We start from the raw sequence: 26,067 nt of genomic DNA on the forward strand, positions 1-26,067 counted from the left end.
AAGCCGTTTTCCAACGTTCCGAGAGGTTGTTCGTGTCGGCCAGCACATCCCGTACGCTCCCGCCGGAGATCGCCGAGTCCGTCTCTGTCATGGCGCTCATTGAGCGGGGAAAGGCTGAGGGGCAGATCGCCGGCGACGACGTGCGTCGGGCCTTCGAAGCTGACCAGATTCCGGCCACTCAGTGGAAGAACGTACTGCGCAGCCTCAACCAGATCCTCGAGGAAGAGGGTGTGACGCTGATGGTCAGTGCCGCGGAGCCCAAGCGCACCCGAAAGAGCGTCGCAGCAAAGAGTCCGGCCAAGCGCACTGCCACCAAGACGGTCGCGGCGAAGACGGTGACCACCAGGAAGGCCACCGCCACCACACCCGCACCGGCCGTGCCTGCTGAGCCCGTCGCCGTCGACCCGGCCGAGGAAGTCGCGCCCGCGAAGAAGGCAGCAGCAAAGAAGGCGACCACCAAGAAGACGGTCGCCAAGAAGGCCGTGACCAAGAAGACGGCGGCCAAGAAGACCACCGCCAAGAAGGACGACGTCGAGCTGCTCGAAGAAGAGGTGCTCGAAGACGCCAAGGGCGCAGAGGAGCCCGAGGGCGCCGAGAGCGCCGGCTTCGTCCTGTCCGACGAGGACGAGGACGATGCGCCCGCGCAGCAGGTCGCCGCCGCCGGTGCCACCGCCGACCCGGTCAAGGACTACCTCAAGCAGATCGGCAAGGTCCCCCTGCTCAACGCCGAGCAGGAGGTCGAGCTGGCCAAGCGTATCGAGGCAGGCCTGTTCGCCGAGGACAAGCTGGCCAACGCCGACAAACTGGCCCCCAAGCTCAAGCGCGAGCTGGAGATCATCGCCGAGGACGGCCGCCGCGCCAAGAACCACCTCCTGGAGGCCAACCTCCGTCTGGTGGTCTCCCTGGCCAAGCGCTACACCGGCCGCGGCATGCTGTTCCTGGACCTCATCCAGGAAGGCAACCTGGGCCTGATCCGCGCGGTCGAGAAGTTCGACTACACCAAGGGCTACAAGTTCTCCACGTACGCCACCTGGTGGATCCGCCAGGCGATCACCCGCGCCATGGCCGACCAGGCCCGCACCATCCGCATCCCGGTGCACATGGTCGAGGTCATCAACAAGCTCGCGCGCGTGCAGCGTCAGATGCTCCAGGACCTGGGCCGCGAGCCCACCCCGGAGGAACTGGCCAAGGAACTCGACATGACCCCGGAGAAGGTCATCGAGGTCCAGAAGTACGGCCGCGAGCCCATCTCGCTGCACACCCCGCTGGGCGAGGACGGCGACAGCGAGTTCGGCGACCTCATCGAGGACTCCGAGGCCGTCGTCCCGGCCGACGCGGTCAGCTTCACGCTCTTGCAGGAGCAGCTGCACTCCGTCCTCGACACCTTGTCCGAGCGTGAGGCGGGGGTCGTCTCGATGCGCTTCGGTCTCACCGACGGTCAGCCGAAGACCCTTGACGAGATCGGCAAGGTGTACGGCGTGACGCGTGAGCGCATCCGTCAGATCGAGTCCAAGACGATGTCGAAGCTGCGTCACCCCTCGCGTTCGCAGGTCCTTCGTGACTACCTCGACTAGCTAGTCCCGCGACCGCGTAGAGCGGCCTCGATCGACCTCTGGTCGTACGACGTCAGGTCGCGAGCGATCGAGGTCTGGTGGCGGTGCTACGACGTCGAAGGCCTGGCCCCCCGCAGTTGGGCGCCGGGCCTTCGTGCTGCGGGTTGCCGTGCTCTGGATGACTCTGGGTTTCCCATAGGCACTCAGAGTGAGGAGCGTGCATGCGACGCCCTATCGCGCGAGCACTGATCCGGCCGCTGGTCCTGGCGGCTGCCGCGACCGCAATACCGCTGACCGCCGCGGCCCCCGCGGCCGCCGGCAGCGTTGTCGTCGGCGGCTTTCCCGTCGATGTCTCCCAGAGCCCCTGGACGGTCGCGCTGTCCAGCCGTGACCGGTTCGGGGGTACGCGGGCGGGGCAGTTCTGCGGTGGCGTGGCGATCGGCCGGACCACCGTGCTGACCGCTGCCCACTGCGTGACCGAGGAGGTTCTCGGGACGGCGCCGAACGAGACGCGCGACCTCAAGGTCATCGCCGGTCGTACCGATCTCCTGTCGACCGAGGGGAAGGAGATCGCCGTACGCGAGGTCCGTATCAATCCGCGCTATGACGCGGCGACCAACGCCGGCGATTTCGCGGTGCTCACCCTCGCCGCGTCCCTGCCGCAGAGCGACGTCATCGGCATGGCGGCAGTCGGCGACCCGGCCTACGCGCCGGGCACGAGCGCCACGGTGTACGGATGGGGCGACACGACGGGCGCCGGGGACTACCCGCGGCAGCTGCGGGCGGCACGCGTGCGCGTGCTGCCGGACACCCAGTGCGAGCGAGCCTATCCCGGCGGTGTCGACGGAGCGTATCGCGCGGAATCCATGCTGTGCGCCGGACAGACCCAGGGCGGCCCCGACGCCTGCCAGGGCGACAGCGGAGGGCCGCTGGTCGCCGAGGGGCGGCTCATCGGGCTCGTGTCATGGGGGAGTGGCTGCGGGCGGGCAGGGAGCCCCGGTGTCTACACCCGGGTCTCCGAAGTCGTCAGAACGGGCGCGAGCGGCCCCGGCGCGAGGACGCCGCACCCGGGCGTCTGACGCCCTGGACCGGCTTGCTGGAGGACACGACGACGGGCGGCCGCTCCAAGAGGAGCGGCCGCCCGTTCACCGGCTCATGCCGGGACTGGCTCGTCGTGGATGCGAGACCTCAGTGCTCTTCTTCGGAGGCGGATGCCGGAGCGGACGTCAGCCGCTCCGTCTCGTCCTGTATCTCAGCGGCGATCTTCTTGAGTTCCGGCTCGAACTTGCGGCCGTGGTGGGCGCAGAAGAGCAGTTCTCCGCCGCTCAGCAGGACGACGCGCAGGTATGCCTGGGCGCCGCAGCGGTCGCAGCGATCGGCGGCCGTCAGCGGGCTCGCGGGGGTCAGAACAGTAGTCACGTCGCCTCTTCTCTAGCTCGACGAGCTGTCGTACCAGGGTCAACATCCAACCAGCCCGAAAACGTTCCCGCTCGTGGCTCTTCCTGGAAAAAATCTCTCCGGGGCGGCTGTCTGCTGCCGGTTGGCGGCGAATGTGCCGTATTGCGTGTCTATGTGTCTTACGGGTTCGCGCTGTCTATCGGGTTTCGGTCCCCCGGCTGGCTTGCCGGTTGTGAATGAGGACGTGCCCGGAGCCTAAATGGTTCATGCCTCGAAGGGAACGTGATATGTACTTCACTCCATAGAGGGATCGAACACCCATACGACTGTGGACTAGTGTGACTTCAGACGAGGGTGGCGTTACAACGGCTCTACCAGGCCTCGGTACCCTCTTGGCGGCGACCGAAGCCGCGCCCTTACCCAAAAGGGCTCAACTGAAATTCAGCGAGGAGCGAACCGCGTGACCGCCGACACGTCCGTGCCGTCCACTGCGCTGCTGGCAGGAGCAGACCGGGACGGCTCCAACTACACCGCGCGGCACCTGCTCGTCCTCGAAGGTCTTGAGGCCGTACGCAAGCGTCCCGGTATGTACATCGGCTCGACCGACAGCCGCGGTCTGATGCACTGCCTGTGGGAGATCATCGACAACGCCGTGGACGAGGCCCTCGGCGGGTACTGCGACCACATCGACGTGATCCTCCACGACGACGGCTCCGTGGAGGTGCGGGACAACGGCCGCGGCATCCCCGTGGACGTCGAGCCCAAGACCGGTCTGTCCGGCGTCGAGGTCGTCATGACCAAGCTGCACGCCGGCGGCAAGTTCGGCGGGGGCTCGTACGCGGCCTCCGGCGGTCTGCACGGCGTCGGCGCATCCGTGGTCAACGCGCTGTCCGCCCGCCTCGACGTCGAGGTGGACCGTGGCGGGCACACCCACGCGATCAGCTTCCGGCGCGGCGTCCCGGGCGCCTTCGCGGCGAACGGCCCGAGTGCCAAGTTCGAGGCCAAGAGCGGCCTGCGCAAGACGAAGAAGATCCCCAAGACCCGCAACGGCACGCGCGTGCGGTACTGGGCCGACCGGCAGATCTTCCTCAAGGACGCCAAACTCGCCCTGGAGACCCTGCACCAGCGGGCCCGGCAGACCGCATTCCTGGTGCCCGGCCTGACCATCGTCGTGCGCGACGAATTCGGTCTCGGCGAGGGCGGCAGCAAGGGCGAGGAGTCCTTCCGCTTCGACGGCGGCATCAGCGAGTTCTGCGAGTACCTGGCCACCGACAAGCCGGTCTGTGACATCCTCCGCTTCGCCGGTCAGGGCACCTTCAAGGAAACCGTGCCCGTGCTCGACGAGCACGGACAGATGACCCCGACGGAGGTCACCCGCGAGCTGGGCGTGGACGTCGCACTGCGCTGGGGGACCGGCTACGACACGACCCTGAGGTCGTTCGTCAACATCATCGCCACCCCGAAGGGCGGCACCCACGTCGCCGGCTTCGAGGGGGCCGTCACCAAGACGCTGAACGAGGTGCTGCGCACCAAAAAGCTGCTGCGTGTCGCCGAGGACGACGTCGTCAAGGACGACGCCCTGGAGGGGCTGACCGCGGTCGTCACCGTGCGCCTGGCCGAGCCGCAGTTCGAGGGCCAGACCAAGGAGGTCCTCGGCACCTCCGCGGCCCGCCGCATCGTGAACAACGTGGTCTCCAAGGAACTCAAGGCGTTCCTGACCTCCACGAAGCGGGACGCCGCGGCGCAGGCCCGGGTGGTCCTGGAGAAGGCGGTCGCCGCCGCCCGTACGCGGATCGCGGCCCGCCAGCACAAGGACGCACAGCGCCGCAAGACGGCCCTGGAGTCCTCGTCCCTGCCCGCCAAGCTCGCCGACTGCCGCAGCGACGACGTGGAGCGCAGCGAGCTGTTCATCGTCGAGGGAGACTCCGCGCTCGGCACCGCGAAGCTCGCCCGGAACTCCGAGTTCCAGGCGCTGCTCCCGATCCGCGGAAAGATCCTCAACGTCCAGAAGTCGTCCGTCACCGACATGCTGAAGAACGCCGAGTGCGGTGCGATCATCCAGGTCATAGGAGCGGGATCGGGCCGGACCTTCGATCTCGACGCGGCCCGCTACGGCAAGATCATCATGATGACGGACGCCGACGTCGACGGCTCCCACATCCGCTGCCTGCTGCTGACGCTGTTCCAGCGCTACATGCGGCCCATGGTGGAGGCCGGCCGGGTGTTCGCGGCGGTGCCGCCGCTGCACCGCATCGAACTCGTCCAGCCGAAGAAGGGCCAGGACAAGTACGTCTACACCTACTCGGACCGTGAGCTGCGCGACAAGCTCATGGAGTTCCAGAGCAAGGGCGTGCGGTACAAGGACTCCATCCAGCGCTACAAGGGTCTGGGCGAGATGGACGCCGATCAGCTGGCCGAGACGACGATGGACCCGCGCCACCGCACCCTGCGCCGGATCAACCTGTCCGACCTGGACGCCGCCGAGCAGGTCTTCGATCTGCTGATGGGCAACGAAGTCGCCCCCCGCAAGGAGTTCATCTCCAGCTCGGCGGCCACACTGGACCGCTCGCGGATCGACGCCTAGCGACCGCGCCGGACCACGGTGCGGCCCCCGCAGGGCCGCGGCGAACCCGGCAGTGGTCGGCACGGGCCGGGCCTCGGCCCCGTTACCGCCGTGGCGTGGGCCGCACCAACGCATCCCGGGATAGGGCACAGCGGACCTGTGGTCCCCGCGGTCGCTGTGCCGCGGGCCGGGACACCTTGGGCTCGGGCAGGTCAACGGTCGGGCACCGGCACGGTCGCCGGTGCCCGTACGCCGGCCCACCGTGTCCCCGGACCGGACGTCACAGTCGCTGGTGCTGGTGCTGGTGCTGGTGCTGGTGCTGGTGCTGGTGCCCGCACGCCGACACCGCCGTCTCACCGAGCCGGGCTGTCCCGGGCGGCCGTGGCGACGGCCGCAGGACGGCCGCACCCCCGCGTCTCCGCGTGCCCGGCCGAGTGACCAGGGTGCGGGCCTGGTTCTCCACCCGTGGGTGGAGGTCGGCCCGCCTGCGGATCCACCCGTGATCCACCCCGGCTCCGATTCGCTGACCTGCGCATTTCCGTAGCGTCGTAGGCGTCGGCAGCACCCGCAGTCGACATCCCCCTTCCGCTCACGGAGGCTTTGATGTCCGGGCTGGTCAACGCGTTGGTGATCGTGGCCGTGGTCGCGCTGGTGCTGGTGCGGCAGTTCCGCGCCCGCGCCATCGACACCGACCGGCGCTGGTGGGTCCTGCCCGTGATCCTGGCGGTTGTCGCACTGCGCGAGCCCGGCATCATCGACGCCCACCATCGCACCGAGTCCATCGCACTGCTCGGCACCGAACTGCTCATAGGCCTGGCGATGGGCGCCGGCTGGGCCTGGACGACACGGGTGTGGACCGAGTCGGACGGCGTCGTGTGGACCAAGAGCACCAGGGCGAGCGTGGCCGTCTGGGTGGTCGGCATAGCGCTGCGCGCCGGCCTCTTCGGTCTCGGCAAGGCGCTCGGTGTCCATCAGGGCAGTTCGGCCCTGCTTCTCGCGTTGGCCGGCACGCTTGTCGTCCGCTCCGGAATCCTGGTCTGGCGTGCGCGGTCCCTCACCGCGGCGACCGGGCGCGGCGCGGCGTACGGTGACGCCATGCGCCGGTCGGCGTGGAAGGAGGGCGTGTGACGGAGAACGCCTGGACACGCTGGCCCTCGCGCGAGGCTCTGGGCCGCGAGGGAATCACCCGGCCGAGACGCCTGCTCGCCTGGTCGGTACGGGTGGTGGCGATCGGTGCGCTGGCGTGGGGTGCCTTTGACGCCAACCACGTCCATGGCTGGGGCACGGCAGCGGCGGTGGGCGGGATCCTTCTGACCGCGGTGCTGTCCTGGGGCTTCTACCGCACCACCTACGACCACCGGCTATGGCCGTCCCTCGGGCTGATCGTTCTGCTCCTGGGCATGGCCGCGCTCGCTCAGGCGACGGGCTTCCAGACACCGGCGCTCGTCGTGTGGTGCGGCTGTGCCATCGGTGCGCTGGAGCGGCTCCCGCTGGGAGCGGCGCTGCCCGTGGCCGCGGTCGCCCTCGCCTCGTTCTCCGTGATCAACAACGATGTCTGGCTGACCACCGCCGCCATCGTGACGGGCATGGCCCTCGCGGGATACGTCATGCGTCTGGACGCCGAGGCACGCGGCGGCGCCCAGCGCCTGCTCGCTCAGGAGCGTGCCGCCCGGGCCGCCGAGGCGGAGTCGGCGGCGTTCGCGGAGCGGGCCAGGATCGCCCGGGAGATCCACGACGTCCTCGCACACAGTCTCTCGGCCCAACTGGTGCACCTGGAGGCGGCCCGGCTGCTGATCGAACGGGACGCGGACCGGGAGCAGATCCTCGAACGGGTGGTGGCGGCGCGCGGCATGGCCCGGGAGGGGCTCGCGGAGACCCGGCAGGCGCTGTCCGCGCTGCGCGGCGAGATGACCCCGCTGGAGGACTTCCTGAGCGATCTGGCCAAAGGGAGCGACGGGGCCGAGGTCACCGTCACGGGCCATCGCAGGCCGCTGCCCGTCGAGGCGGCACAGGCCGTGCGCCGGGTCGCGCAGGAGGCGTTGACGAACGTCCGCAAGCACGCGCACGGAGCCACGATCCGCGTGCTGCTGGAGTACGGCGAGCACGAGGTGAGGCTGGACGTCAGGGACTCGGGCGGTATGCCGGGCGAACTCACCAAGGCCGGCGGCGGGTACGGTCTGCTGGGTATGCGGGAGCGCGCCGAACTGCTGGGCGGCTCGCTGGAGGCCGGGCCGGACAAGGAGGGGTTCGCGGTGACATTGAAGGTGCCGGTATGACGGAGGAGGCAGGGAGGAAGCCCGCGCGGGTGGTCGTGGTCGACGACCAGACCGTCGTCCGCGAAGGCATTGTGATGCTGCTCGGACTGCTGCCCGGCATCGAGGTCGTCGGGGCGGCGGGCGACGGGGAGCAGGCGGTCAAGCTGGTCGCCGAACTCGCGCCGGACGTGGTCCTGATGGATCTGCGGATGCCGCGCTGCGACGGGGTGGAGGCCACCCGCCGTATCCGCGCGGAGTACCCGGGGACCCAGGTCGTCGTGCTCACCACCTTCGCGGACGACGACTCGCTGTTCCCCGCGCTGCGCGCGGGAGCACGGGGCTATCTCACCAAGGACGCGGGCGGCGACGAGATCGTGCGCGCGGTGGAGAGCGTGCTGTCCGGGGACGCGGGGCTGTCGCCGAGCGTCCAACGGCGGTTGCTGGAGCGGCTGTCGCAGCCGGAACCGCAGCCGACGCGCATCGAGCCGCCCGACGGGCTGACCGCGCGGGAGACCGAGGTCCTGGTGCTGATCGCGGAGGGGCTCAGCAACCAGGAGATCGCCCGCAGACTGCATGTCTCCACCGCCACGGTGAAGACCCACATCAACAACCTCTTCGCCAAGACCGGGGTCAAGGACCGTGCCCAGGCGGTGCGTTACGCGTACGGGAAGGGGCTGGTGCGACCAACAGCGGACTGAGTCACCTGATGGGGTGAAGAGCGGAGGGAAGAAGAGTCGGGGATCTTCCCGGTCTGTCCATCCTTGGGCATGCAGTCAAGCAACGGTCGTCCCGGCGGGGACAGGGGCGGTCCAGAGAGTTCGTCCGAGCACCACGAAGCGGCGCACACGACGTCTCGTGAGGTGAGGTACGACGATCCCTGGTACGACGCGCTCGCCTCCGGCTGGGGCGAGTCGGACGGCATGGGCGCGCCCGCGACCTCCGTGCCGGCGGCGCGGGAGCCGAGCAAAGCGGCTGCCGTTCGCACCGGCGACATCTACCTGGAGGTGCAGCGCAGCGCGGCTTTCCAGGAAGTGCGCGGCAGCTACCGCAGGTTCGTGGTGCCAGGAGTCATGGTCTTCTTCGCCTGGTACGTGGGCTATGTGATCGCCGCGACGACCGCGCCCGGTTTCATGGCCAGGCCCGTGGCCGGCGCGCTGAACGTGGCCATGCTCGCCGGACTGGGACAGTTTCTGACCACCTTCCTGCTCACCTGGGCCTATGCCCGGCACGCGCGGCTGCGCAGGGACCGGGCCGCGCTGGAACTGCGATGGGACACACAGGAGTTGGCACGCGGTGCGCAGGGCGGTGCATCGTGACGGGGCAGCATCAGACGCTGGCGTTCGTGCTGTTCAGCGCCTTCGTGGCCGTCACGCTGGGGATCACGACGTGGGTGAGCCGCAGGCGGCACGGCTCCGCGGAGGAGTTCTACGCCGGCGGGCGGCTCTTCTCCCCCATGGAGAATGGTTTTGCCATCGCGGGGGACTACATGTCGGCTGCATCGTTCCTGGGCGTCACAGGGCTCATCGCGCTGTTCGGCTATGACGGGCTCCTGTACGCGGTGGGCTTCCTCGTGGCATGGCTGGTGGTGCTGTTCCTGGTGGCCGAACTGGTCCGCAACTGCGGACGGTTCACGCTGGCCGACGTCGTGGCCGCGCGGATGAACGAGCGTCCGGTGCGGATCGCCGCGGGAACCTCCTCGGTCACCGTCTCCGTTCTGTATCTGGTGGCGCAGATGGTGGGGGCGGGCAGCCTGGTGGCGCTGCTGCTCGGGCGGACGGGTGCCGCCGCGCAGGCGTGGACGGTGATCGGCGTCGGCGCGCTCATGGTGATCTATGTGTCGTTGGGAGGGATGCGGGCCACGACCTGGATTCAGATCGTGAAGGCGGTCCTGCTGCTCGGCGGGACCATCGCGCTGACCGTGCTGGTGCTGCTGCGCTTCCACGGCGATCTCGACCGGCTGCTGGTCACGGCCGCGGAGCGCAGCGGGCACGGGGACGCGTTCCTGGCGCCGGGCCTGAGGTACGGCGGGGACTGGACCGCCCGGTTCGACTTCATCAGCCTGGGGCTCGCACTGGTCCTGGGCACGGCCGGGCTGCCGCACATCCTGTCCCGCTTCTACACGGTGCCGACCGCGCGGGCGGCCCGTCGCTCGGTGGTGTGGTCGATCGGGCTGATCGGCGGCTTCTATCTGATGACGTTGGTCCTCGGGTTCGGGGCGGCCGCGATCGTCGGACCGGAGGCCGTGCGCGACTCGAACGCGGCGGGGAACACGGCGGTTCCGCTGCTCGCCCTCGATCTCGGCGGCGGCGCGGACTCCACCGGTGGGGCGGTGCTGTTCGCGATCGTGGCGGCCGTCGCCTTCGCCACGATCCTCGCGGTCGTCGCCGGGATCACGCTGGCCTCCTCGGCGTCCGTGGCCCACGACCTGTACGCCTCGCTGCGGCGGGGGCGCGGCCCGGCGCGCAGCGAAGTGACCGTGGCGCGGTTCGCGGCGGTCGGCATCGGCGTGATCGCCATCGCGCTCGGCCTGCTGGCCCGCGATCTCAACGTGGCCTTCCTGGTGGGCCTCGCCTTCGCCGTGGCCGCGTCCGCGAACCTGCCGGTGCTGCTGTACTCGCTGTTCTGGCGCGGCTTCACGACGCGCGGCGCGGTGTGGGCCGTATACGGCGGGCTGGTTCCGGCGTTGGGGCTGGTCGTGCTGTCTCCGGTGGTGTCGGGCAGTCCCGGGTCGCTGTTCCCTGCCGTCGACTTCCAGTACTTTCCGCTGGAGAACCCCGGCATCGTCTCCATCCCGCTGGGCTTCCTCGCGGGCTGGCTCGGCACCGTCACCTCGGACGAGGTACCGGACGAGGCCAAGTACGCCGAGACCGAGGTGCGGTCGCTGACCGGGGCGGGAGCCGTGTAGGAGCGGCGGCCTGCTGCGCGTACGCAGAGCCGTTGCGGTGCGCGGGCGGGGCGGGGGCCGTCAGGGTGCCACCCAGGCGTACCGGTGCTCGGGCCGTCCCGTGTCGCCGTACTTCAGGGACAGGCGCAACCGGCCCGCCTGTTCCAGATGGCGCAGATAGCGCTGCGCGGTGGAGCGGCTCAGGCCCGTCTCGGCGGCCACCTCGTACGCGGACAGCGGATGGTCGGCGCGGTGCAGCACACCGCAGATGAGGTCGGTGGTGGGCTCCGAGTGGCCGCTCGGCAGACCGGGCGAACTCGGCGCGGGGGCGGTGCGCAGCGCGCCGAAGATCCGGTCGACCTGCTCCTGGCCCGTCAGGCCCCGCCCGCCGACCCGGTCGACGGTGCGACGCAGGGCCGCGTACGAGTCCAGGCGGGTGCGCAGCGCGGTGAACGTGAACGGTTTGACCAGATAGTGCAGCGCGCCCAGGCGCATCGCCTTCTGCACGGTCGTGACATCGCTGGCCGCTGTGATCATGATGACGTCGGTGCCATGGCCCTCTTCGCGCATCCGGTGGACCAGTTCCAGCCCCGTCCGGTCGGGCAGGTAGTGGTCGAGCAGCACCAGATCGATGGCTCCGCGTTCCACGGCGGCCAGGGCCTGGGCAGCACTGTGCGCGCGGGCGGCCACCCGGAAGCCGGGAACCTTTCCCACGTACTTGGCGTTGATCTCGGCGACACGGAAGTCGTCGTCCACCACCAGGACGTCGATCATGGGGCCTCAACTCCTCAAGGCCAGGCGGGCGTCAAGCCCTTGTTTCGGCTTCGCAGTTGTAGCGCGAGCAAAACGAGCACAAAAGGCTCCTGCGAGCAAAAGAACGGCTTGCGCTCAGAAGACTGCTGCTGTGGCAGGGGACCCCTCTACGGTCCCGGGCCATGAGCGCAGACACCAGCCCCGCCATAGAGCTGCGGGGCGCGAGCAAGATCTTCAGGACCCCGTCAGGGGGTCTGCACACGGCTGTCCGGGGTCTGGACCTCACCATCGGGCGCGGTGAGTTCGTCGCCGTCGTCGGACCGACCGGCTGTGGCAAGTCCACCACGCTGACGCTGGTCAGTGGCCTGGAGGAGCCCACAGAGGGCGATGTGCTGGTGGCCGGGGAGCCGGTCTCCGGCGTCGGCGACAAGGTCGGCTTCGTCTTCCAGCAGGACGCGACCTTTCCCTGGCGGACGGTCCTGTCCAACGTCATGGCGGGCCCGCGCTTTCGCGGCGTACCGAAGGCGGAGGCCAAGCAGAAGGCCCGCGAGTGGCTGGCCCGGGTCGGTCTCACCGCCTTCGAGGACCGCTACCCGCACCAGCTCTCCGGCGGCCAGCGCAAGCGCGTCGCGCTCGCGGCGACCTTCGTCAACGACCCCGAGATCCTGCTCATGGACGAGCCGTTCTCGGCGCTCGACGTGCAGACCCGGGCGCTGATGTCGGACGAACTCCTGGAGCTGTGGGAGGGCACGGGCGCCTCGGTCGTCTTCGTCACCCATGACCTGGAGGAGTCCATCGCGCTGGCCGACAAGGTCGTCGTGATGACCGCGGGGCCGGCGACCGTGAAGCAGGTCTTCGACATCGACCTGCCCCGGCCGCGCAAGGTCGAGTCGGTGCGCCTGGAGCCGCGGTTCATCGAGATCTACCGCGAGATCTGGGAGTCCCTCGGCGAAGAGGTCCGTATCACCCGCGAGAGGGGTGCCGCTCATGCCGTATGACGTCCTCAGCGCCCCCGTCGTCGACACGGGCAGGACCACGGACCGCACACGGAGCCGGGCCAGAGCCGCGCGCAGACGCAGGACCGTCGTCATGGGCGGCCGGGCGCTGCTCCTGGTCGCCGTGCTCGGTCTGTGGGAGTGGCTGTCGCGGGCGAAGGTCATCGATCCGTTCAACTTCTCGATGCCGTCGAAGATCTGGGACCAGATCTACACCTGGGTCACCCATGGCACGGCCCTCGGCTCTCTGGGCGAGCAGGTCTGGTACACGCTGTACGAGGCGCTGCTGGGCTGGGTCATCGGTGTCGTCGCCGGTGTCGTCCTCGGTATCGCGCTAGGGCGGATCACCTTCCTCGCCGATGTCCTTGGTCCATACATCAAGGTGCTCAACTCCATACCCAGGATCGTCCTCGCCCCGATCTTCGTGATCTGGTTCGGTCTCGGCCCCGCCTCCAAGGTCGCGTCCGCCGTGGTGCTCGTGTTCTTCCCGGTCTTCTTCAACGCCTTCCAGGGCGCTCGTGAGGTCGACCGCAACCTGGTCGCCAACGCCCGCATTCTGGGCGCCGGCGACCGGAGGGTGACCCTTCAGGTCGTCATCCCGTCCGCCACCTCATGGATCTTCACCAGCCTCCACGTCAGCTTCGGCTTCGCCCTGATCGGCGCCATCGTCGGCGAGTACATCGGCGCCACCAAGGGCATCGGCCTGCTCGTCGCGCAGTCGCAGGGCACCTTCAACTCGGCCGGTGTGTACGCCGCGATGGTCATCCTCGCCGTCGTCGCCCTCGTCGCCGAGGGGCTGCTGACCTTCGCGGAACGGCGCATCTTCCGCTGGAAGCCGGCCGACTCCGAGCACTGACGCCCCCGAGCCACCTCCTGTCCCCGCACCGCATTCCCACAAGGACGTGAACCGTCATGCGCAAGACCGTCAGACTCGCGGCGCTCTCCGCCGCCGGCCTGCTCGCCCTCTCCTCGCTCACCGCCTGTGCCGACGAAGCGGCCGGCAGGGCCGCCGGCAGCGGCAGCGGAGGCGGCGGCAAGGGGGAGCAGGTCAAGATCATGGTCGGCGGCCTGGACAAGGTCATCTACCTGCCCGCGATGCTCACCCAGCGGCTCGGCCACTTCGACGCCGAGGGACTGAATGTCCAGCTCCTGAGCGAGCCCGCCGGGGTCCAGGCCGAGACCGCGCTCGTCGCCGGCCAGGTCCAGGGGACGGTCGGCTTCTACGACCACACGCTCGACCTCCAGGTGAAAGGCAAGTCGGTCGAGTCCGTCGTGCAGTTCTCGCACGCGCCCGGCGAGGTGGAGATCGTCTCCGGCAAGGCGGCCGGCGACATCACCTCGCCCAAGGACTTCAAGGGCAAGAAGCTCGGCGTGACCGGGCTCGGTTCCTCCACCGACTTCCTCACCAAGTACCTCGCCGTCAAGAACGGGGTGGACGTCCATGAGTTCACGCCCGTCGCAGTGGGCGCCGGCCCGACGTTCATCTCCGCGCTCGAACAGGGCTCCATCGACGGCGGTATGACGACCGACCCGACCGTGGCGACGATCCTGGACAAGAAGGCCGGAAAGATCCTCCTCGACATGCGCACCCCAGAGGGCTCCCAGGAAGCGCTCGGCGGCCCGTACCCATCGTCAAGTCTGTACATGCAGACGGACTGGGTGAACAGCCACAAGGACACCGTCCAGAAGTTGGTCAATGCATTCGTCAAGACGCTCATGTGGATGTCCACGCACAGCGCCGACGAGATCGCGGCCAAGATGCCCGCCGACTACTCCCAGGGCAACAAAGCCCTCTACGCGGAGGCGATCAAGAGCACGCTGCCGATGTTCACGGACGACGGCGTGATGCCGCAGAACGGCCCGGAGACCGTTGAGAAGGTCCTCAAGTCGTTCAACCCCAACATCAAGAACGCCAAGGTCGACCTGAGCAAGACCTACACGACGGAATTCGTCGAGAAGGCCGCGCAGTCGGCCGGCTGACGCCAGGCCCGGGGGCCGTCAGGTGCGGGTCGCCCGCACGTAACGGTGTTCGGGGCGGCCCGCGTCGCCGTACGTGAGGGTCAGCCAGCCGCGGTGGGGGAGTGCCGCTTGGGCGGCTCCGGCTCGGACGGCGCGGACAGCGCCGCGCGCCTGCGCATTGCCTGGACGACCGCGAGGCCGGTCTCATCGGGCAGACAGTGGTCAAGGAGGACCATGTCGAGCCGCGGCAGCGTCTCCATACGGCGCAGCGCCTCGGCCGCGTGGTGCGCCTCGCCGGCCACGCGGAAGCCGGGCACCTCTCCACGGAGGCGGCGTTGACCCGGGCGACCCGGGTCTCACATCGTCCACGACCAGGACCCCCATCATCGGGCTTCCTCCTCGGTGGCGGTCTGCGCGGGCGCCGTCAGCGCCGGTGCGGGCTCCGGCTCCGGCCCCGGCTCCGGCTCGGCCAGGGACTCGGGCAGTACGACCGTGAACTCCGCGCCCCCGCCGCCCGTTTCGCCCACCGTCGCGCTCCCGCCCTGCCGCTCGGCGAACCTGCGCACCAGGGACAGCCCGAGACCGCGTTTGCCGTGCGCGGGCGGCTCCTTGGTCGACCACCCCTCGGTGAAGACCAGCTCGCGCTGCTCCACCGGGACACCGGGTCCCGTGTCGCGCACCCTGAGCACGGCCGTGCGCCCCTCGGCGCGCAGTTCGACCTCCACGCGCGCGTGCGGGGTTCCGGCGACGGCGTCGAGGGCGTTGTCGACCAGGTTGCCCACGACCGTGACCAGGCCCCTCGGCTCGATCAGCCGGTCCGGGAGCCGGGTGCGGTCCGAGACCCACAGGGCGACCCCGCGCTCGGCCGCGACCGTCGCCTTGCCGACCAGCAGAGCGGCGAGCAGCGGGTCCTGGATCTTCTCGGTGACCTGCTCCGCGGTGACCCGGTGATCGCCGACGACCTCCCCGACGAACTCCGCCGCGTCGTCGTACATCTCCAGTTCGAGCAGGCCGAGGAGGGTGTGCATGCGGTTGGCGTGCTCGTGGTCCTGGGCGCGCAGGGCGTCGATCAGTCCCCGTGTGGAGTCGAGTTCGCGGCCGAGCTGCTCCAGCTCGGTGCGGTCGCGCAGGGTGGCCACCGCGCCGCCGTCACCGGTGGGCATCCGGTTGGCGACCAGGACCCGCTGACCGCGGACGGTGAGCAGATCGGTCCCGGTCACCCGGCCGGCCAGGACATCGGTCGTGCGTCCCTCGCCCAGCGCGTCGTCCGGGGTCTGTCCGACGGACTCGTCGCCGATGCCGAGCAGGCGCCGCGCCTCGTCGTTGAGCAGACGTATACGGCCGGTGCGGTCGAGGGCGACGACGCCCTCCCGGATGCCGTGCAGCATCGCCTCACGCTCCGCGAGCAGGGCCGAGATGTCGGAGAAGGCCAGGTCCCGGGTCTGCCGCTGCACCCGCCGGGAGATCAGCCAGGCGGCCAGTGAGCCGACCGCGAGGGCACCGCCGGCGTAGGCGAGCAGCCCCGGGATCGCGCTGAGCAGCCGGGCCCGCACGCTGTCGTAGGCGATGCCCACCGACACGGCCCCGATGATCCGGTGGTCGGCGTCGTACAGCGGCACCTTGCCGCGCGCGGAGCGGCCCAGGGTGCCGTTGTCGATCTCCATGACCTGCTGTCCGGCCAGGGCCGCGCTCGGGTCGGTGGAGACGAGCCGGCCGATCTCCGCGCGCGTGGTGTGCGACCAGCGCACGCCGCGCAGGTTCATCACCACGATGTACTCGGCGTTCGTGGCGTGCCGGATCCGCTCGGCCTCCAGCTGCACCGGGCCGTCGATGGACGGCCGCGTGTGCTGGACGCCCTCGGCGATCTGCGGATCCTGCGCCGTGGTCTCCGCGATCGCCAGGGCGCGGCGCATCGCCTCCTCGTCGAGCTGCTTGCTCAACGGGGCCAGGAACAGGCCGGTGGCGAGCACCGCGACCCCGGCGGCGATCGTCACCTGCATCAGCAGAACCTGCGAGAACACTCGCCGCGGCAGGCCGAGACGCAGACGGCGTGCGGGGGAAGTGGGGCTCATGCCCATGACGGTACGTGGGCGGGCGGACCGATCCGTAGGGGGTCGGGGCGCGGATCTCTTGACCGATTCCTGGCGAACGGAGCGGTCGGTTCCCGGCGCAACGGCGTCGGCCGGTTCTCGGTGGATCGGGGCGGGCGGCTCGCCGACCGACGGGCCGGCTCCCGGCGGGTGACGGGGTCAGCCCGCCAGGGTCGCGGCCGTCAGTTCGCGCACGGACACCACGTCCATCCGCGCCGGAGTGCCCAGCACCGAGGCGCCGCAACTCTCCGGGCGCGGCGGCAGCGAGGCCCCCCGGGCCACGATGACGCGCCAGCGGCGGCCGTCGGCATGGGCCACGGTCACCTCCCAGCGGGGCGCCGCACCGTCGGTGCGCACGACGCTCAGCGTGCCCGCCGCGTACTCGCCCGCCGCCGTGCGCACGGCCAGTTCGGCCGCCTGCCCGGGCTTGTCCCAGGCCGAGTTCCCGCGGCACCCCTGTACGACGACCCGCCCCTCCCGGACGCCCTGGAGGACCTCCTTGACGGTGTGCGCCTCGGCCCGTCCGTACGCGTAGCCGTACGGCAGGACGAGCACCGTCGGCGAGAAGCGATGTCCACCCAAATGGGTGACCTCCCACACCCCCGGTACGCCGGAGGCGGTGAGTTCGGCCGCGAGGGGCCGGCCGAGCAGCGCGCAGCAGCGGTCGCGCTTGCCGTTGGTGCAGACGAGCGCGAGCGGGCCCGCCTCGTACGCGCGAGCCCCGAGCGCCGTGTCGAACGTGCGGTGGTCGCCCGCGCCGAGGGCCGCGTAGTCGAGGTCGAGGAGCGTGCGGGGATCGCGGGTGGTGGCGGCCCGCAGCCACACCTTTCCCGGAACGGTGTGGGCGGCGTACACCCGGCGCTCGGCGCGGGTCCCGGGGTCGGCGTGGCGTCCCGGGCGCCGGATGAGCGCGATCCGTACGCCGGTGCCTTCGGCGGCGCTTTCCAGGGCGCGGCCGAGCGCGCGGTCCAGATGGCTCGACGTGAGCGCCTTGGCACCCCAAGGGCCGGGCTGCTCCAGCAGCAGCCATGTCGTCGCCGTGGCCGCCGTACCGGAGATGGGCTCATCAAGGTTCCGGGAGACGGTTGCGCACCTACTCACAGAGGTGAGCCTAACCTGACTTTGGGCGGGGCGATTTCCGGCCCGGTCGTTTCCTGCCCGTGTTCTACCGCGGCGCAGGTTGCGGCGGTCGCGGGCCCACGTAGTGGCCGCTGGGGCGCATCCGCAGCGGACGCTCGTCGTACTCCTCCAGGGCGTGCGCGATCCAGCCCGCCGTCCGGGCGACGGCGAAGACCGTCTCGCCCGCGGTCGCGGGCATGCCGCAGGCGACGGTGAGCACCGCGAGGGCCAGGTCGACGTTGGCGTGCAGCGGGGTGTGCCGGGCCGTGGTGGCGACGATGTCGCGGGCCGCGAGGAGGGCGGGTTCCGCGCGCGGGACGCGCTCCAGAAGGGCGAACAGGGCACGCGCGCGTGGGTCCTCGCCCGGGTAGAGCCGGTGGCCGAGTCCGGGAATGCGGCGGCCGGCGCGGAGTTCGGCCGCGATCACCGGAACGGCGCTGCCCTCGTCCAGTACGTCGAGCAGCAGCCGGTGGGCCAGTCCGCTGGCGGCGCCGTGCAACGGGCCCTCGATCACGCCCAGTCCGGCCGAGACGGCCGCGTACACATGGGCCCGGGCCGACGCGGCGACCCGCACCGCGAGCGTCGAGGCGGCCAGGTCGTGGTCGACCAGCAGGGCAAGGGCCGTATCCAGGGCCCGCAGTGACGCCTCGTCGGGCTCACGGCCGGTCAGCCGGCCCCACAGGCGCAGGGCGAGCGGGCCCTCGTCCCGGGCGTGCGGGCGGGGCGGCAGGGCGGCGACGAGCGTCGGGATGAGGATCCGCGCCGTCGCGAGCACGGCCTCCTCGGACAGGTCGAAGCGCAGCGGGTCCTCGGTGGCGGCGGCGACCGCCGCGACCCGCAGCCGGTCGGTGGGCTCGGCGTGCTCGGGCAGGGCGGTCACCGCCCGCTGGGCTACGGCAGCCGTGGCCTCGGGGGCGGTGAACGTGACGCCCGGGCTCAGCCGCCCGGTCCACAGCCACTCGGCGACCTCTTCGTAGGACTGGCGCTCGGCGAGTTCCGCGGCGTCGACACCGCGGAAGTAGTACCGGTCACCGTCGATCAGCGTGATGCGGGTGCGGACGGACAGCTCCGCGCCGACGGCCTGGGCGACCTGGCTCTCCCGCCTGTGGCGCCCGGCGAGGGCGGTCACCTCCGCGGCGTCGAAGGTGCTGCCCCGGCCGCCGGGCTGGCGTCGGCTGCTGAGCTGACCGCGGCTCACGTACGCGTACACGGTCTCCGGTTTCACGCCGAGCAGTTCGGCGGTCTCCTTGGTGCTCAGCCTCCGCTCGGGGCCGCGGGGAACGGGTTCTTGATCGCGCATGGGGGTCACCGTAGTCGCCTTGGTGGCGTATGGATTGGAGATTGATCCAATCAATATTGACAGAGAAAGAGTCAAGCATGGACAGTCGGATCAAGTCCAGGGAGGAAAACATGTCCATCAACAGGTCCGCATCCACCCTTGTCGATGTGCCGCGCGGGCTCGCGGGCGTCGTCGTCACCGACACCGAGATCGGCGACGTCCGGGGGGCCGAGGGCTTCTACCACTACCGCCAGTACTCGGCCGTCGAACTCGCGCGGACCCGCGGCTTCGAGGACGTCTGGCATCTCCTCGCCTACGGCGGGCTCCCGGACGCGGGGCGCCGCGCTGCCTTCCTCGCCGAGACCGCCGCGTCGCGCCGGCTGCCCGCCGAGGTCCGCGCCGCCCTGCCCGCCGTCGCCGCCGCGAGCCGCGCCTCGGGTCCGCTGGCCGGCGCGCGCACCGCCCTGTCGCTGCTCGGCGCGGCCCAGGGCTTCCGGCCCGTGTACGACCTCGACGCCGACCGGCGCCGCGCGGATGCCGTGGCCGCCTGCGCGGCCGTACCGACCCTGCTCACCGCGCTGTACCGGCTCGGGCGGGGGCAGGAGCCGGTGGAGCCGCGCGAGGACCTCTCGTACGCGGCCAACTACCTGTACATGATGACCGGAGAGGAACCGGACGAGCGGCGGGCCCGGGCCGTCGAGCAATATCTGATCTCAACCATTGACCATGGATTCAATGCATCAACCTTCACCGCACGGGTCATCGCGTCCACCGGCGCGGATGTGGCGGCATGCCTCGTCGGTGCTCTGGGGGCGCTGTCCGGTCCGCTGCACGGCGGTGCGCCCAGCCGTGCCCTGGACACCCTGGACGCGATCGGCACGCCCGACCGGATCGACGGCTGGATCCGCGAACGCGTCCTGGCCGGTGACCGCATCATGGGCTTCGGCCATGCGATCTACCGCACGGAGGACCCCCGTTCACGGATGCTCCGTGAGATCGCCGAGGACTTCGGCGGCCCACGCGTCTCCTTCGCCGTCGAGGTGGAGCGCCGGGTCGAGGCGATCCTCGCCGAGCTGAAGCCCGGCCGCGAACTGCACACGAACGTCGAGTTCTACGCGGGCGTGGTCATGGAACTGTGCGGGCTGCCGCGCGAGATGTCCACGCCCACGTTCGCGGCGGCGCGCGTGGTCGGCTGGAGCGCCAACATCCTCGAACAGGCCGCCGACTCGAAGATCATCCGGCCGGTGGCCCGGTACGTCGGGCCGCCCCCGCCCGCGGCGGTCCCGGCGTTGGTCTGAGGAAAGCCCAGCTCGCTGCCGTAGAGCGGCATCGAGCTGGGCCCGCGCGGGGCGCGGTTCATCCGCGGATCACGGTGCGCTCGACTCGGCGGCGGCGTCCACCGTGACCGGAAGGCCGCGCCTAGGCGTCCGGAATGTCGGCCTTCGCGCGCACCAGTGTCTCGCGGCTGATCACCACGATCCGCTCGTAGTCGGCGCGTGCGGCGTCCGACGGCAGCTCGGCGTCGAGTGCGTCGGTGCGGTCCGTACCGATCACCGCGAAGTTCCCGTCCTGCAGTTCAAAGATGTCCGGGCAGGTCTGCCCGTTAACGCTCCCTCTTTCGCGAGGTGACGCACCAATGCGGCGCACGATCTTCAAGTCGATCCCGGTCCTTGCTTGAATCGGTCATGGGTTTTCCTCGTGCCGGGCGCCGGGGCATGGGTGTGTCCGGGGCGGCAACGATGTCTGGGCCTGCTGTGACGGCGGGTGTGCACGTGGCAGGCGGGGACAACCTAGCCTGCGGAGATCGCGCTTGGGGCCGGGACTTGTGTGTCTGAGCGAGTGATTCGTTTTTGCGGCCCCCACTCGTCTCGGGGGCGGCCACCCGTCCCTGCGAAGGGCACTCGTTCCTACGGAGGGCCACCCGTCCATGCGAAGGGCGCTCGTTCCTGTGGCGGGCCGCTCGCCTCTGCTGCGGTCACTTGTCTCTGCGAAGGGCGCTCGTTCCTGTGGTGGGCCGCTCGCCTCTGCTGCGGTCACTCGTCTCTGCTGCGGTCACTCGTCTCTGCGGAGACCGCTCCTCTCTGTGGAGACCGCTTGTCTCTGCGGAGACACCGCTTGTCTCTGTGGAGCCCGTTCCTTCGTGCGGGCCTCATTCCTCGGCGGGGCGGTCGCCCACCACCCACCACTCGTCCGTGTCGGCCTCGTCCAGCTCCGCCAGCAACTCGTCGGTCATCTTGCCGATCTCGGCCTCCTCCGAGCCGTCCCGCAGGCTCGCCCGGTGGTGGCGCGTGGCCTCCCAGTAGGCGCGGGCCGTCGGGCTCTGGAACAGCACACGGACGTAGCCGCGCAGTTCGGCCCGGGTGAGCAGGCCGATCCGATAGCCGTGCAGGGCGTGCACGTACAGGGCGTTGGCGAAGAGGTACTGCTTCTGCACGCGCGGCGGTACGTCGCCCTCGTAGGCGTCGAGCACGGGAAGCAGGTCCTGGTCCTTCATCGCCGCGAGCAGGAGCTGCCGGTGATCGCGCTGATACTCGATGCGGTCCGTGCGCCGGGACGCCTGCCGGCGCTGGTCGTCCAGGGCGTCCAGCCGCCGCAGGATCTCGGCGTTCGTGCGGACGACCGCCTCCAGGGCGCGGCGGTACGCCAGGAGGGACGCCGCGGTGCCGGTGATCGAAAGTGCGAGGACCGCGGCGACTGAGCCCGGCCCCCAGTTCCCCGTCTTCTGTGTGGCCATGTCAACCCCCGAATCAGGCGGCCATCCGCCGGTCGTCGGGGTGCGGGTCGACTGGAGGGGACCGGCGAGCGGTGGGCGGCGCTAGCCGTCTCCCAGAGTGTGCCGAGCGGCTCTGATCGGCGGGGAGGCGGAGAGGCGGCGCACGGAGGGAAGCGAGGGTCGCACACTCCGGCGCCTGCACATCGTCTGCCCCGCCGCGACTGCTAACAACCGTTCACTTCCCGGTGTTCTGCCTGCTCGTATCCTGGGTCGGCATGCCATCCCCGTCCGTGCGCCGGGCCGTGAGCCCGGTGCACACGTTCGCGTCAGAGAGGTCGCACAGTGGGGCACCGCCGCGGTCCGCAGCAGATCCCGGTCGTCGTCATCGCCGGATTCCTGGGCTCCGGGAAGACCACGCTGCTCAATCATCTTCTGCACCACAGCGGCGGGAGCCGCATCGGGGCGATCGTCAACGACTTCGGCGCCGTCGAGATCGACGCGATGGCCGTGGCGGGCGCGCTCGGGGACTCCACGGTCTCGCTGGGCAACGGCTGTCTGTGCTGCGCCGTCGACGCGAGCGAACTCGACGAGTACCTGGCCCGGCTCGCCGCACCGGCTGTGGGCATCGATGTCATCGTCATCGAGGCCAGTGGGCTCGCCGAACCCCAGGAACTCGTCCGGATGGTGCTCGCCAGCGAGCATCCGGGGATCGTCTACGGCGGGCTGGTCGAGGTGGTCGACGCCGCCGAGTTCGACGCCACCCGCGCCCGGCACCCGGAGATCGACCGGCACCTGGCCCTCGCCGACCTGGTCGTGGTCAACAAGCTCGACCGGGCCGAGGACGGCGCGCGGGTGCTCGGTCTCGTCGGCTCGCTCACCGACCGCGCCGCCGTCGTGCCCGCCGCCTACGGCCGCATCGATCCCGAGTTCCTCTTCGACCGCAGGCCGGCCGAGGAGCGCGTCGGGCAGCTGTCCTTCGACGACCTGCACCGGCACGGCGAGGACGAGCACGCGGGTCATCTGCACACCGGCTACGACAGCCTGTCCTACGTCTCCGAAGTCCCCCTCGATCCGCGCCGGTTGATGCGGTTCCTCGACGGCAGGACCGAGGGGCTGTACCGGATCAAGGGGTATGTCGACTTCGGGGCGTACGACACCGTCAACCGGTACGCCGTGCACGCCGTCGGGCGGTTCCTGCGCTTCTACCCCGAGCCGTGGACGGGGGAGCGGCTGACCCAGCTCGTCCTCATCGGCTCCGGCATCGACACGGGCGCCCTGCGCGGGGAGCTGAAGGCCTGCGAGAGCGACGCCCCGCACCCCGACGAACACGGCATGTGGGGCGTCCTGCGCTATGTGGCGACCCCGGAGGAGCAGAACGCCGTACGGCGGACTGCCGATGAGCCGGACCCCGAGGACCCGCCGCCGTCCTTGGAGCCCACCGAGCCCTCCGGGACGCCCGCGCAGCCATAGGCGTTTCCCGGGCGTCAGACGTGCCCGAGCCGCCCGAGGTGTGCGCCGAGCCGTCCCGGGACATCGGCCCAGCCGGTCGAGCAGCCCGTTCCGCCGATCCGGAGGACCGCCTCACCCTCCGGGACGCTCGCCCAGCCGTAAGGCGTGCCCCCAGGCGTCAGGCGTCCCCGCTCAGCTGTCCGGCGTGCCAGCCCGGCCGTTCGGGCTGCTCGCCGAGCCCTCCGGCGTGCCAGCCCAGCCGCCCGAAGTGTGCGCCGAGCCCTCCGGCGTCCCCGCTCAGCCGTCCGGGCCGCTCGCCATGCCGTCAGATGTGTCGGCTAAGCCGTTCGAGCAGCCCCGGCCGCCCCTGGGGGCCGGGGCGTCCGCCCCGCCGACCGAGGCCGTCCGCCCCGCCACCCGAGGCGTCCGTCCCGCCGACCCCGTTTCGGCCGTGGTGGTGAGCGAGGAGGCCGGCTAGTAGACGGGGCCCGCCACCACCGACACCGTCTTCGGGAGTGACACACCCGAGCCGTCGCGACGCGGATCCAGTTCCGGCAGGTCCACCGGCGCGCCGTTCTTCTGCGCCGCCTGCGCCGGAACGGCGCCGGCCCAGGCCAGGGACAGGCAGTCCTCGCCCTTCAGGAACCGCTGGCAGCGCACGCCGCCGGTGGCCCGCCCCTTGCGCGGGTACTGGTCGAACGGGGTCAGTTTGGCGGTCGTCTGCACCGAGTCGTCCAGCGTGCCGCGCGAGCCCGCCACCGTGAAGACCACCGCGTCCACGGCCGGGTCGACGGCGGTGAAGGAGATCACCTTGGCGCCCTCGGCGAGCTTGACGCCCGCCATACCGCCCGCCGCGCGGCCCTGCGGGCGGACCTGGGATGCCTGGTAGCGCAGCAGCTGCGCGTCGTCCGTGATGAACACCAGGTCCTCCTCGCCGGTGCGCAGCTCCATCGCGCCGACGATCCGGTCGCCCTCCTTGAGCGCGATGACCTCCAACTCGTCCTTGTTGGACGGGTAGTCGGGCACCACCCGCTTGACCACACCCTGCTCGGTGCCGAGCGCAAGTCCGGGGGACGACTCGTCGAGCGTGGTCAGACAGACCACCGTCTCCTCGTCCTCCAGGGTGACGAACTCCGCGATGGGCGCCCCTCCCGCGAGGTTCGGCGCCGCCGTCGTCTCCGGCAGCTGCGGCAGGTCGACCACGTTGACCCGCAGCAGGCGCCCGGCGGACGTCACCACACCCACCTCGCCGCGCGCCGTCGCCGGGACCGCCGAGACGATCACGTCGTGCTTGACGCGCTTGGCGCCGGCCTCCATCGGGAAGGGCTCGCCGTTCGCGGTGCGGGCCAGCAGACCGGTCGAGGACAGCAGTACCCGGCACGGGTCGTCGGCCACCTGCAGCGGCACCGCCGCGACCGGGGCCGCGCCCGCCTCCAGCAGCAGCGTGCGGCGCGGGGTGGCGAACTTCCTGGAGACCGCGGCGAGTTCGGCGGAGACCAGCTTGCGCAGTTCGGCGTCCGACTCCAGGATCCGGGTCAGCTCCGCGATCTCCGCGTTGAGCCGCTCCTTCTCCGCCTCCAGTTCGATCCGGTCGTACTTGGTCAGACGACGCAGGGGCGTGTCCAGGATGTACTGCGTCTGGATCTCCGACAGCGAGAAGCGCCGCATCAGCCGCTCCTTCGCCTGCGCGCTGTTCTCGCTGGAGCGGATGAGGCGGATGACCTCGTCGATGTCGACCAGCGCGGTGAGCAGACCCTCCACGAGGTGCAGCCGGTCGCGTCGCTTGCCCCGGCGGAACTCCGAGCGGCGGCGCACCACGTCGAAGCGGTGGTCCAGGTAGACCTCAAGGAGTTCCTTCAGGCCCAGCGTGAGGGGCTGGCCGTCGACCAGCGCCACGTTGTTGATGCCGAAGGACTCCTCCATCGGCGTCAGCTTGTAGAGCTGCTCCAGGACCGCCTCGGGCACAAAGCCGTTCTTGATCTCGATGACCAGGCGCAGACCGTGCTCCCGGTCCGTGAGGTCCTTGACGTCGGCGATGCCCTGGAGCTTCTTCGAGCCGACCAGGTCCTTGATCTTGGAGATCACCTTCTCCGGTCCGACGGCGAAGGGCAGTTCCGTGACGACGAGGCCCTTGCGGCGTGCGGTCACCGTCTCCGCGGTCACCGTGGCGCGGATCTTGAACGTGCCCCGGCCGGTCTCGTAGGCGTCGCGGATCCCGGAGAGGCCGACGATCCGGCCGCCGGTGGGCAGGTCGGGGCCCGGCACGTGCTTGATCAGGGCGTCCAGGTCGGCGTTCGGGTGCCGGATGAGGTGCCGGGCGGCCGCGATCACCTCGCCGAGGTTGTGCGGCGGCATGTTCGTGGCCATGCCGACGGCGATCCCCGACGCGCCGTTCACCAGCAGGTTCGGGAACGCGGCGGGCAGCGCCGCCGGCTCCTGCTCCTGCCCGTCGTAGTTCGGGGCGAAGTCGACCGTGTCCTCGTCGATCGAGTCGGTCATCAGGCCGGCGGCCTCGGCCATCCGGCATTCCGTGTACCGCATGGCGGCCGGCGGGTCGTCGTTGCCCAGCGACCCGAAGTTGCCGTGGCCGTCGACCAGCGGCACGCGCATCGAGAAGGGCTGCGCCATGCGCACCAGGGCGTCGTAGATGGACGCGTCTCCGTGCGGGTGGAGCTTGCCCATGACGTCACCGACGACGCGCGCGCACTTCACATAGCCGCGGTCGGGGCGCAGGCCCATCTCGCTCATCTGGTACACGATGCGGCGGTGCACCGGCTTGAGGCCGTCGCGGGCGTCCGGCAGGGCACGGGAGTAGATGACCGAGTACGCGTACTCAAGGTAGGAGCCCTGCATCTCGTCCACGACGTCGATGTCGAGGATTCTCTCCTCGAACGGTTCGTCGGGCGGCGGGGTCTTCGTGCTGCGGCGGGCCATCGCTGCCGGCTCCTCCTGTGTTCGGTCGCTCGCCTACGGGGCGTTCGTGCGGAAGCGTGAACGTGATCTGATGCGGACCATTGTGGACCGCGACACTGACAACCCGGGCAAGGCCCCGGTATC

22 protein-coding genes and 1 pseudogene are annotated in these 26,067 nt (G+C 70.5%); 14 read left to right on the forward strand and 9 right to left on the reverse strand.

Annotated features, from left to right (window positions below; all coding sequences use genetic code 11):
* Nucleotides 1-32: 32 nt before the first annotated feature.
* Both ABT245_RS24635 and ABT245_RS24640 read left to right on the forward strand, forming a co-directional pair.
* Complete coding sequence (locus tag ABT245_RS24635) at nucleotides 33-1,574, forward strand: RNA polymerase sigma factor (protein WP_351737000.1); 1,542 nt, start codon at nucleotides 33-35, stop codon at nucleotides 1,572-1,574.
* Nucleotides 1,575-1,774: 200 nt separating this feature from the next.
* Nucleotides 1,775-2,632: a serine protease gene (locus ABT245_RS24640; RefSeq protein WP_351737002.1), complete on the forward strand. Its 858-nt coding sequence runs from the start codon at nucleotides 1,775-1,777 to the stop codon at nucleotides 2,630-2,632.
* 109 nt (nucleotides 2,633-2,741) lie between these two features.
* Here the strand turns inward: ABT245_RS24640 and ABT245_RS24645 are convergent, their stop codons facing one another.
* Nucleotides 2,742-2,972 (reverse strand): DUF7455 domain-containing protein, encoded by a 231-nt coding sequence (locus ABT245_RS24645; RefSeq protein ID WP_095750797.1) that lies wholly within the window; start codon nucleotides 2,970-2,972, stop codon nucleotides 2,742-2,744.
* Nucleotides 2,973-3,411: 439 nt separating this feature from the next.
* On the opposite strand from ABT245_RS24645, the gene ABT245_RS24650 reads away from it, so the two are divergent.
* The 6 genes from ABT245_RS24650 to ABT245_RS24675 all read left to right on the forward strand — a co-directional run bounded on the left by ABT245_RS24650 (nucleotide 3,412) and on the right by ABT245_RS24675 (nucleotide 10,674).
* Nucleotides 3,412-5,535: a DNA gyrase/topoisomerase IV subunit B gene (locus ABT245_RS24650; protein ID WP_351737004.1), complete on the forward strand. Its 2,124-nt coding sequence runs from the start codon at nucleotides 3,412-3,414 to the stop codon at nucleotides 5,533-5,535.
* A 582-nt stretch (nucleotides 5,536-6,117) separates the two neighbouring features.
* Nucleotides 6,118-6,642 (forward strand): DUF1453 domain-containing protein, encoded by a 525-nt coding sequence (locus ABT245_RS24655; RefSeq protein ID WP_351737006.1) that lies wholly within the window; start codon nucleotides 6,118-6,120, stop codon nucleotides 6,640-6,642.
* A complete protein-coding gene (locus ABT245_RS24660) occupies nucleotides 6,639-7,790 on the forward strand; it encodes a sensor histidine kinase (RefSeq protein ID WP_351737008.1) in 1,152 nt (383 codons plus the stop codon). The genes ABT245_RS24655 and ABT245_RS24660 overlap by 4 nt, the downstream gene beginning before the upstream one ends.
* On the forward strand, nucleotides 7,787-8,467 hold the full coding sequence (locus tag ABT245_RS24665; protein WP_351737010.1) for a response regulator: 681 nt from the start codon (nucleotides 7,787-7,789) through the stop codon (nucleotides 8,465-8,467). Before ABT245_RS24660 ends, ABT245_RS24665 begins: the two co-directional genes overlap by 4 nt.
* Nucleotides 8,468-8,536: 69 nt before the next feature.
* The gene (locus tag ABT245_RS24670) at nucleotides 8,537-9,085 is read left to right on the forward strand and encodes a DUF485 domain-containing protein (protein ID WP_351737012.1); all 549 of its coding nucleotides are present in this window, start codon (nucleotides 8,537-8,539) and stop codon (nucleotides 9,083-9,085) included.
* Entirely contained in the window at nucleotides 9,082-10,674 is a 1,593-nt protein-coding gene (locus ABT245_RS24675) for a monocarboxylic acid transporter (RefSeq protein WP_351737014.1), read from the forward strand. The genes ABT245_RS24670 and ABT245_RS24675 overlap by 4 nt, the downstream gene beginning before the upstream one ends.
* A gap of 60 nt (nucleotides 10,675-10,734) precedes the next feature.
* Here ABT245_RS24675 and ABT245_RS24680 read toward each other — a convergent pair whose 3' ends face one another.
* Nucleotides 10,735-11,427 (reverse strand): response regulator, encoded by a 693-nt coding sequence (locus ABT245_RS24680; protein WP_351737016.1) that lies wholly within the window; start codon nucleotides 11,425-11,427, stop codon nucleotides 10,735-10,737.
* 161 nt (nucleotides 11,428-11,588) lie between these two features.
* On the opposite strand from ABT245_RS24680, the gene ABT245_RS24685 reads away from it, so the two are divergent.
* From ABT245_RS24685 to ABT245_RS24695, 3 genes are read left to right on the forward strand one after another with little or no spacing between them, the layout of a single operon-like run.
* Nucleotides 11,589-12,404 carry an ABC transporter ATP-binding protein gene (locus tag ABT245_RS24685; RefSeq protein ID WP_351737018.1) on the forward strand — a complete coding sequence of 272 codons (816 nt, stop codon included), beginning with the start codon at nucleotides 11,589-11,591 and terminating at the stop codon, nucleotides 12,402-12,404.
* Nucleotides 12,394-13,257: an ABC transporter permease gene (locus ABT245_RS24690; RefSeq protein ID WP_351737020.1), complete on the forward strand. Its 864-nt coding sequence runs from the start codon at nucleotides 12,394-12,396 to the stop codon at nucleotides 13,255-13,257. Before ABT245_RS24685 ends, ABT245_RS24690 begins: the two co-directional genes overlap by 11 nt.
* A gap of 56 nt (nucleotides 13,258-13,313) precedes the next feature.
* Nucleotides 13,314-14,381 (forward strand): ABC transporter substrate-binding protein, encoded by a 1,068-nt coding sequence (locus tag ABT245_RS24695; RefSeq protein ID WP_351737022.1) that lies wholly within the window; start codon nucleotides 13,314-13,316, stop codon nucleotides 14,379-14,381.
* Nucleotides 14,382-14,527: 146 nt separating this feature from the next.
* On the opposite strand, the pseudogene ABT245_RS46165 reads toward ABT245_RS24695, so the two are convergent.
* The 4 genes and pseudogenes from ABT245_RS46165 to ABT245_RS24715 all read right to left on the reverse strand — a co-directional run.
* A pseudogene (locus tag ABT245_RS46165) lies at nucleotides 14,528-14,747 on the reverse strand (response regulator); the annotation flags it as partial.
* Complete coding sequence (locus ABT245_RS24705) at nucleotides 14,744-16,432, reverse strand: ATP-binding protein (RefSeq protein ID WP_351737024.1); 1,689 nt, start codon at nucleotides 16,430-16,432, stop codon at nucleotides 14,744-14,746. The gene ABT245_RS24705 and the pseudogene ABT245_RS46165, both read right to left, overlap by 4 nt.
* Nucleotides 16,433-16,609: 177 nt before the next feature.
* A complete protein-coding gene (locus tag ABT245_RS24710; protein ID WP_351737026.1) occupies nucleotides 16,610-17,551 on the reverse strand; it encodes a ferredoxin family protein in 942 nt (313 codons plus the stop codon).
* A gap of 64 nt (nucleotides 17,552-17,615) precedes the next feature.
* A complete protein-coding gene (locus ABT245_RS24715; RefSeq protein WP_351737028.1) occupies nucleotides 17,616-18,869 on the reverse strand; it encodes a citrate/2-methylcitrate synthase in 1,254 nt (417 codons plus the stop codon).
* Between the two features lie 110 nt (nucleotides 18,870-18,979).
* On the opposite strand from ABT245_RS24715, the gene ABT245_RS24720 reads away from it, so the two are divergent.
* Nucleotides 18,980-20,146, forward strand: a complete 1,167-nt coding sequence (locus ABT245_RS24720; RefSeq protein ID WP_351737030.1) for a citrate synthase/methylcitrate synthase — start codon at nucleotides 18,980-18,982, stop codon at nucleotides 20,144-20,146.
* 121 nt (nucleotides 20,147-20,267) lie between these two features.
* Here ABT245_RS24720 and ABT245_RS24725 read toward each other — a convergent pair whose 3' ends face one another.
* Together ABT245_RS24725 and ABT245_RS24730 are read right to left on the reverse strand one after the other, a co-directional pair.
* On the reverse strand, nucleotides 20,268-20,504 hold the full coding sequence (locus ABT245_RS24725; protein WP_351737032.1) for a hypothetical protein: 237 nt from the start codon (nucleotides 20,502-20,504) through the stop codon (nucleotides 20,268-20,270).
* Between the two features lie 493 nt (nucleotides 20,505-20,997).
* A complete protein-coding gene (locus ABT245_RS24730; RefSeq protein ID WP_351737034.1) occupies nucleotides 20,998-21,582 on the reverse strand; it encodes a DUF6082 family protein in 585 nt (194 codons plus the stop codon).
* Nucleotides 21,583-21,903: 321 nt separating this feature from the next.
* Here ABT245_RS24730 and ABT245_RS24735 point away from each other — a divergent pair, with 321 nt between their 5' ends.
* Together ABT245_RS24735 and ABT245_RS24740 are read left to right on the forward strand one after the other, a co-directional pair.
* Complete coding sequence (locus tag ABT245_RS24735; protein ID WP_351737036.1) at nucleotides 21,904-23,031, forward strand: CobW family GTP-binding protein; 1,128 nt, start codon at nucleotides 21,904-21,906, stop codon at nucleotides 23,029-23,031.
* Nucleotides 23,032-23,215: 184 nt separating this feature from the next.
* On the forward strand, nucleotides 23,216-23,488 hold the full coding sequence (locus ABT245_RS24740) for a hypothetical protein (RefSeq protein WP_351737038.1): 273 nt from the start codon (nucleotides 23,216-23,218) through the stop codon (nucleotides 23,486-23,488).
* Here the strand turns inward: ABT245_RS24740 and ABT245_RS24745 are convergent.
* Nucleotides 23,485-25,944: a DNA gyrase/topoisomerase IV subunit A gene (locus ABT245_RS24745; RefSeq protein ID WP_351737040.1), complete on the reverse strand. Its 2,460-nt coding sequence runs from the start codon at nucleotides 25,942-25,944 to the stop codon at nucleotides 23,485-23,487. The genes ABT245_RS24740 and ABT245_RS24745 overlap by 4 nt on opposite strands.
* Nucleotides 25,945-26,067 lie beyond the last annotated feature (123 nt).

The sequence above is a fragment of the Streptomyces sp. NPDC001508 genome (genome assembly GCF_040298665.1).
GTDB lineage: Bacteria > Actinomycetota > Actinomycetes > Streptomycetales > Streptomycetaceae > Streptomyces.

Coding starts and splice junctions, on each gene's coding strand:
- ABT245_RS24640 (WP_351737002.1), top strand. CDS start 1,775: ATGCGACGCCCTATCGCGCGAGCACTGATCCGGCCGCTGGTCCTGGCG.
- ABT245_RS24655 (WP_351737006.1), top strand. CDS start 6,118: ATGTCCGGGCTGGTCAACGCGTTGGTGATCGTGGCCGTGGTCGCGCTG.
- ABT245_RS24665 (WP_351737010.1), top strand. CDS start 7,787: ATGACGGAGGAGGCAGGGAGGAAGCCCGCGCGGGTGGTCGTGGTCGAC.
- ABT245_RS24670 (WP_351737012.1), top strand. CDS start 8,537: ATGCAGTCAAGCAACGGTCGTCCCGGCGGGGACAGGGGCGGTCCAGAG.
- ABT245_RS24680 (WP_351737016.1), bottom strand. CDS start 11,427: ATGATCGACGTCCTGGTGGTGGACGACGACTTCCGTGTCGCCGAGATC.
- ABT245_RS24685 (WP_351737018.1), top strand. CDS start 11,589: ATGAGCGCAGACACCAGCCCCGCCATAGAGCTGCGGGGCGCGAGCAAG.
- ABT245_RS24690 (WP_351737020.1), top strand. CDS start 12,394: ATGCCGTATGACGTCCTCAGCGCCCCCGTCGTCGACACGGGCAGGACC.
- ABT245_RS24695 (WP_351737022.1), top strand. CDS start 13,314: ATGCGCAAGACCGTCAGACTCGCGGCGCTCTCCGCCGCCGGCCTGCTC.
- ABT245_RS24705 (WP_351737024.1), bottom strand. CDS start 16,432: ATGAGCCCCACTTCCCCCGCACGCCGTCTGCGTCTCGGCCTGCCGCGG.
- ABT245_RS24715 (WP_351737028.1), bottom strand. CDS start 18,869: ATGCGCGATCAAGAACCCGTTCCCCGCGGCCCCGAGCGGAGGCTGAGC.
- ABT245_RS24720 (WP_351737030.1), top strand. CDS start 18,980: ATGTCCATCAACAGGTCCGCATCCACCCTTGTCGATGTGCCGCGCGGG.
- ABT245_RS24730 (WP_351737034.1), bottom strand. CDS start 21,582: ATGGCCACACAGAAGACGGGGAACTGGGGGCCGGGCTCAGTCGCCGCG.
- ABT245_RS24745 (WP_351737040.1), bottom strand. CDS start 25,944: ATGGCCCGCCGCAGCACGAAGACCCCGCCGCCCGACGAACCGTTCGAG.